The organism is Enterobacter cloacae complex sp. OE43NF (assembly GCF_023544405.1).
Classification (GTDB): Bacteria; Pseudomonadota; Gammaproteobacteria; order Enterobacterales; family Enterobacteriaceae; genus Enterobacter; species Enterobacter cloacae.
Genome location: NZ_JAMJFW010000090.1, coordinates 1 through 6,479 on the forward strand (window position 1 = coordinate 1; position 6,479 = coordinate 6,479).

The 6,479-nt window shown below is 55.2% G+C and carries 9 protein-coding genes and 1 pseudogene; all 10 read left to right on the top strand.

Annotated elements, in window-relative coordinates:
• The coding region (locus M8370_RS22605; RefSeq protein WP_250021784.1) for a DNA breaking-rejoining protein at positions 1-201 on the top strand (201 nt) is incomplete at its 5' end.
• A gap of 8 nt (positions 202-209) precedes the next feature.
• Entirely contained in the window at positions 210-764 is a 555-nt protein-coding gene (locus M8370_RS22610; RefSeq protein ID WP_013096336.1) for a phage tail protein, read from the top strand.
• Positions 761-1,159, top strand: coding sequence for a phage tail terminator protein (gpU, locus tag M8370_RS22615; RefSeq protein ID WP_013096337.1), 399 nt, complete (start codon positions 761-763; stop codon positions 1,157-1,159). Before M8370_RS22610 ends, gpU begins: the two co-directional genes overlap by 4 nt.
• Before the next feature lie 7 nt (positions 1,160-1,166).
• Positions 1,167-1,904 carry a phage tail protein gene (locus tag M8370_RS22620; protein WP_013096338.1) on the top strand — a complete coding sequence of 246 codons (738 nt, stop codon included), beginning with the start codon at positions 1,167-1,169 and terminating at the stop codon, positions 1,902-1,904.
• Positions 1,905-1,942: 38 nt separating this feature from the next.
• Positions 1,943-2,365, top strand: coding sequence for a phage tail assembly chaperone G (gene gpG / locus M8370_RS22625; RefSeq protein ID WP_013096339.1), 423 nt, complete (start codon positions 1,943-1,945; stop codon positions 2,363-2,365).
• A gap of 8 nt (positions 2,366-2,373) precedes the next feature.
• Positions 2,374-2,688, top strand: a pseudogene (locus tag M8370_RS22630) (phage tail assembly protein T); the annotation flags it as partial.
• The gene (locus tag M8370_RS22635) at positions 2,672-5,188 is read left to right on the top strand and encodes a phage tail tape measure protein (protein ID WP_250021786.1); all 2,517 of its coding nucleotides are present in this window, start codon (positions 2,672-2,674) and stop codon (positions 5,186-5,188) included. The pseudogene M8370_RS22630 and the gene M8370_RS22635, both read left to right, overlap by 17 nt.
• A gap of 5 nt (positions 5,189-5,193) precedes the next feature.
• On the top strand, positions 5,194-5,541 hold the full coding sequence (locus M8370_RS22640; RefSeq protein WP_013096342.1) for a phage tail protein: 348 nt from the start codon (positions 5,194-5,196) through the stop codon (positions 5,539-5,541).
• Positions 5,538-6,293 carry a phage minor tail protein L gene (locus M8370_RS22645; protein WP_000055651.1) on the top strand — a complete coding sequence of 252 codons (756 nt, stop codon included), beginning with the start codon at positions 5,538-5,540 and terminating at the stop codon, positions 6,291-6,293. Before M8370_RS22640 ends, M8370_RS22645 begins: the two co-directional genes overlap by 4 nt.
• Before the next feature lies 1 nt (position 6,294).
• On the top strand, positions 6,295-6,479 hold a 185-nt coding region (locus M8370_RS22650), incomplete at its 3' end, for a C40 family peptidase (RefSeq protein WP_250021787.1).

Here is a 6,479-nt window from a genome sequence, read left to right on the forward strand (position 1 = left end):
ATTAACGGAATCACATACGACGTTATCTCTGCTGAGTTGCTTGAAGAGATGGGGCCGTTATCAGGGAATTTACGGTCTCTGGTGGTATTCAGTGGAGAATATACCCCGCGGCGAAACGATGAAGTGGTTTGGGAAGGCAAAAACTGGACCGTCACACGTCATGAACTGTTTAACGGGAAACCTCGTATCTTCATTGAGTAGGAGGGGCTATGTCGATCAAAGGCCTCGAGCAGGCTATCGCAAACCTCAACAGCATCAGCAAAACGGCCGTACCACGTGCCTCTGCCCAGTCGGTTAACCGTATTGCCGGGCAGGCCATCAACCGAAGCGTTTCTGTCGTTTCAAAATCGACGCGTGTACCTCGAAAACTGGTTAAGCAACGTGCCCGGTTACGGCGGGCTACCGTCAGTAAACCACGCGCACTTATTCGGGTGAACCGGGGAAATCTCCCCGCCATAAAACTCGGTCCCGCCAGTGTTCGTCTGTCCCGCAGAAAACGGGATAAGTCGGGTGCAAACAGTGTGCTCAGAATAGGCCCGTTTCGTTTTCCAGGCGCTTTTATCCAGCAACTGGCAAATGGTCGATGGCATGTGCTGCGACGCACCACCAAGAACCGCTACCCCATTGAAGTGGTCAGCATTCCACTGGCTGTTCCCCTTACAGAGGCCTTCCGTGCGGAGCTACCCCGGCTGATGGACGAAAACATGCCAGCAGTTATGCGCCAGAACCTGCAAAACCAACTGAGGTTGATACTCAAACGATGAAACACCCGCAGATACGGGCCGCCGTTCTGACGGCCCTGAAACGCAGTATTACAGAGCAAATAACCTGGTTCGACGGCCGTCCGGGATTTCTGGAAGAAGAAGATTTGCCTGCTGTAGCCGTCTATCTGACAGACGCGAGAGCTTCAGAAGATAGCGTGGATGAAGATATGTGGACTGCACTGCTGCATATCGAGGTCTTTTTGAAGGCAAAAGAGACCGATTCAGCTCTGGATGCCTGGATGGAAGAAAAAGTGTACCCCGCTCTGGCTGATATCCCAGAATTGCTGCCCCTAATCGAACTGATGAATGCAAATGGCTATGACTATCAGCGAGATGAGGAAGTGATGATGTGGGGGTCAGCCGATCTCAGTTATTCAATCAGCTATGTAATGTGAGGATCCTATGGCCACACCAAACCCGCTGGCGCCAACAAAAGGTGCCGGTACCACTCTCTGGGTTTACACCGGAACCGGTGACCCCTATGCCAATCCGCTTTCAGACGTTGACTGGTTGCGCCTCGCAAAGATTAAAGACCTGCAGCCCGGTGAACTGACGGCTGAATCTGAAGATGACACCTACATCGATGATGAGAATGCCGACTGGACATCAACGATGCAGGGGCAGAAATCAGCCGGTGAAACCAACCTGACACTCGCGTGGATGCCGGGAGACTCCGGGCAGCAGGACCTGGTGAACTGGTTCGATGAGGGCACCGTGAGGGGATATAAAATCAAATATCCGAATGGGGTTGTCGATGTGTTTAAGGGCTGGGTGAGCAGCCTCGGTAAAACCATTACGTCCAAAGAGGTCATGACCCGCACGGCCAAAATCACAAACAACGGCAAACCATCGCTGGCAGAGGACAGCGGTACCGCGCCGATTGCTGTCACGGGGATCAGTCTGGATAAATCCACTGCAGCTGTAGCGGTCGCAGCCACAACGCAACTGGTGGTTTCAGTCCTTCCGGCCAGTGCGTCAGATAAATCCTTCCGCGTAGCCAGCTCTGATCCTTCAAAAGCAACGGTCACCGTTAACGGCAATACCCTGACTGTCACCGGCGTGGCGGCGGGCACCGTAGAAATCATCGTTATGAGCAATGACGGTAACTTTGTGGCGATCTGCAAAGTCACTGTTTCCTGATAACCGGGGCGTGAGCCCCGTTCCGACCCGGAGTAAATATGTTTCTAAAGAGCGAACTGCTGGAAAGTAACGGCAGCAGCGTCACATTGTTCCAGCTTTCGGCGCTTCAGCGTATTGAATACCTCGAATACCTGAAGCAGCTGGAGGCAGTTGAAGCCGGCGATTTCCAGGCGGCCATCACCCTCACCGTAAAAAGTGGGGCGTTCCTCGTGGCGATGTCGCTCTGGCACGGCCACGAACTGAAAGGCTCCCAGGGAGAAAATGCGGCGGCGGAAGTGGCAAAGATTCAGGATGAGGTCATGCAGTCATGGCCGACCGAACTGGTTGCCGAAGCGGAATATAAGGTGAAGCTCCTGTCCGGGATGATTGCGCCGGTAACTGATGACCAGGCAGCGTCCGCCGAAGAAGGTTATAAACCCGCTGAACCCGTTACTGCGGAAAAGCCCTCGCCAGTGAGCTGAAATTTGCCATGAAACTGGCGCGTGAGTTCGGTCGCCCGAACTGGCGTGCCATGCTTGCTGGCATGTCCTCAACGGAGTACGGCGACTGGAAAATCTTCTATCAGGACAATTACTTTCATGATGCGCAGCTGGACGCACACTTCTCCGGCTTGCTCTACACCATCTCAACCCTGTTTTTTGCCGATCCGGAGTTAACCCCGGACAGTTTCAGCATTCTTAATACTGCACCGGAACCCATCGACATTGATGAACCGGATGACAATACGCTGATGGCGAAGGCTGCAGGTATTTCAGGAGGCGTGCGCTATGGCCCAGACGGCAGTAGGTGATCTGGTCGTTAACCTTGACGTTAACTCGTCGAAATTCAGCGAGCAGCTCAACTACGTCAAAAAAGAATTAAAACAGACCGGCAGTGCAGCAAACGACGAAGCGTTACGTATCCAGCAGTCCTTCAGCCGCCAGGAGAACGCCGCGCGCAAAGCGGGTATTTCTGTGGGTCAGTATAACGCCGCAATGCGTATGCTCCCGGCACAGTTTACCGATGTAGCCACGCAGCTGGCGGGTGGGCAGAACCCCTGGCTGATTCTGCTTCAGCAGGGCGGTCAGGTTAAGGACTCCTTTGGCGGGATCATTCCGACATTCCGGGCGTTGCTGGGGACGATTTCCCCGTTGATGGTCGGCATTGGTGCATTGTCCGTTGCAACGGGCGCGTTGTTCTATGCCTGGTACCAGGGCTCTTCCACCCTGTCTGATTTCAACAAAACGCTGGTACTGTCGGGGAACACAGCCGGACTGACCGCTGACCGCATGCTGGCACTGGCGCGTAACGGACAGGCAGCGGGGCTGACCTTCAACCAGACCAGTGAAGCGCTGACCGAACTTATCAACGCGGGTGTGCGTGCTGGCTCGCGCTTTGATGACATGAGCCAGGCGGTGGCGCGGTTTACCGATGCCTCCGGCGTGCCGGTGGAAAAGGTCGCAGCAGCCTATGGCAAGCTCGCAACTGACCCGACATCGGGCCTGATCGCGATGGCCCAGCAGTTCCATAACGTTACCGCTGAACAGATTGCCCATGTGGCGCAGCTGCAGCGTGCCGGTGATGAGGCTGGCGCACTGCAGGCGGCTAACGAGGCTGCTACAGCCGGATTCAACGATCAGACCAAAGCCATCCGCGACAATATGGGGACGATTGAATCTTCAGCGGACTCCCTGAAGCGCGCCTTCAAGTCGATGTGGGATGCAGCCCTCGATATTGGCCGACCTGACACCGCGCAGGAGATGGTGGCAAAAGCCGAAGCCGCGTTCAAAAAAGCCGATGAAATCTGGAACCTGCGTAAAGGTGACCGATATGTCAATGATGAGGCCCGTGCCCGATTCTGGAATGACCGCGAAACGGCCAGGCTGGCGCTGGACATGGCGCAGCAGCAGGCGGGAATTGCCAGGGCGAATGAAGAGAATGCATCGCGCGAAGCGGCAGCGGAATCAGATCGCCAGAAGTATGCTGCGCAGGCTCAGACAAACTATGCCAAAACGCAGACGGCACTGGAGAAATACACGGCCAGGCAGAGCGAGCTCAACAAGGCGCTGAAAGAGGGGCGGATCCTCCAGGCTGACTACAACATCAACCTGGCTGCCGCGAAAAAAGAGTACGAAGACACCCTTAAAAAGCCGAAGAAGACCCCGGCAATCAGAACCCCCGCAGGTGCCCGTGCAACCGATACGGCCAGCGCCCAGACGCTGGAGCTGCAGGCACAGTTGCGCACCCTGCAGGAGCATAAGGGGATAAATGACACCATCAGTCAGCAGCGTCAGGAGCTGTGGCGTCAACAGTCCCGGTTTACAGTTCTGGAAGAGGCCGCGAAGACCCGGACGCTTTCTGCTGAGGAAAAATCCCTGCTGGCCAGTAAAAGCGAGGTGCTTTCCCGTGCAGAGCTGAACGCGAAGCTTGGCGATCAGATAGTGGCGCAGGAGCGGCTTAACCGCCTGCAGGATACGTCCCAAAAATACGTCACGCAGATCGGCGAGAAAACCAGGGCCCTAGCGGAAAGTGCTGGAATGAGCAGTCGTGCAGCACAACGCCGCAACGAGGAGGCCCAGCTTCTTCAGGGGTGGAAAAATGGTGGCGGTTCGGAGAACGACGCTGGTTATCAGAATGAGTTGCAGGCGCTGCAGGCGTATTACGCCGAGCAGGATAAGCTGCGGGACGACTGGCAATCCGGGGCCAAATCCGCATGGGCAGATTATGTTGATTCTGCTTCAGATGCTTATGGCCAGATGAAGTCGGCTGCTACCAGTACGTTTGATGGAATCGGGCAAAATATGGCTGACATGCTGACGCGCGGTAAGGCTGACTGGGCTGACTTCACCCGCTCCACGCTCTCCATGCTGACACAGATCCTGCTGAAACAGGCGATGGTAGGCTTAGTGGATTCAGCATCAACCGCGCTGGGATTTGCAGGTGGCGGTTATACCGGTTCAGGCGGGAAATATGAGCCAGCAGGTGTCGTTCACCGTGGTGAGTTTGTTTTCACCAAAGAGGCTACCAGCCGGATCGGCGTCGGCAATCTTTACCGGATGATGAAAGGCTATGCAACGGGAGGGTATGTCGGGGGTGGTGGTACAGGCCCGGCTGCAGCACCTTTCGGTGTCAGTGTATATGCCCCGGTGACGGTCGAGAATGCTTCCGGTAACGCACAGCAGCAAAACGACGGAGACAGGCTGGGTAAGGCGTATCAGCAGGTGATTAACAAATCTGTCAACGAGGGTATCGCCAGGGCAATCCAGCCCGGTGGGCTTATCTGGAATGCGACCAATCGCAGGTAACAGTTATGACGATAGAAACATTCCCCTGGGGCATTAAGGTTTCCAGCCAGCCCACCGAGGGAAGCAAAGACACAGTCAGGAAGGTCCAGTTCGGCGACGGGTACGCACAGGTGAGCGGCTCCGGCCTGAATGATGAGATTCGCACCTATGAATATTCTTTTTCAGGGGATCCAACTACAGCGAATGAAATTCACGCTTTCCTTCGGCGGCATAAAGTGAAGTCGTTTATTTTCACTCCGCCTTTCGGCGATTCCGCGCTGTGGCGTGTCGAGGCTGACACGCTCAAAAAGGTGGTTAAAAACGTAAAAGTGATAACCGTAACCGCAACGTTTGAACAGGCATTTGCACCATGAGTCTTAATGCTGATTATCAAAAACTCGAGCCGGGCAATGAAGTCCGGCTTTTTTCTGTCGATGGCACAGCGTTCGGTATGTCAGATGTACTCCGCTTCCACGCACACAATATCGCACACACCCCGGAAGAGATTGAGGCTGCAGGTGGGGATGAGAATAAACTTCCGGCGAAGTCCATCTGGTGGCAGGGGGAGGAGTATAAAGCCTGGCCGTGTCAGGTTGAGGGTATTGAAGCGACCACGGACGGTACCAGTCCACAGCCAAAACTGAGAGTGGCGAACCTGGACAGTTCGATCTCAGCGCTCTGTCTGGCGTATGACGATCTGCTGCAGGCGAAAGTGAGTATCCACGACACGCTGGCACAGTATCTGGACGCCAGAAATTTTCCGCAGGGCAATCCCACTGCAGACCCGTCACAGGAAAAGCTGAAGGTCTTTTATATCGATGCCAGAAGCACCGAGACGGATGAAGTTGTCGAATTTACGCTTTCCAGTCCGATGGATTTACAGGGCCAGATGATACCCACGCGGCAGTTGCATTCGTTATGCAGCTGGTGCATCCGGAACAAGTACCGGACCGGCGACGGCTGCGACTATGCCGGAACGCGCTATTTCGACAAAAACAATAATCCGGTTGACGATCCCTCGCTGGATGTCTGCAACGGCACGCTGACGGCCTGCAAGCTCCGGCACGGAGACAGCAACGAGCTGCCGTTCGGCGGTTTCCCGGGTACATCTCTTATCAGGAGCTGATATGCGCCAGAAAACCATTGATGCCATCATGGCACACGCTGCAGCGGAATATCCGCGCGAGTGCTGCGGCGTGGTGGCACAGAAAAGCCGGGTTGAGCGCTATTTTCCCTGTCGTAATCTCGCAGCAGAGCCGACTGAACATTTTCACCTGTCCCCCGAAGATTACGCAGCGGCAGAAGACTGGGG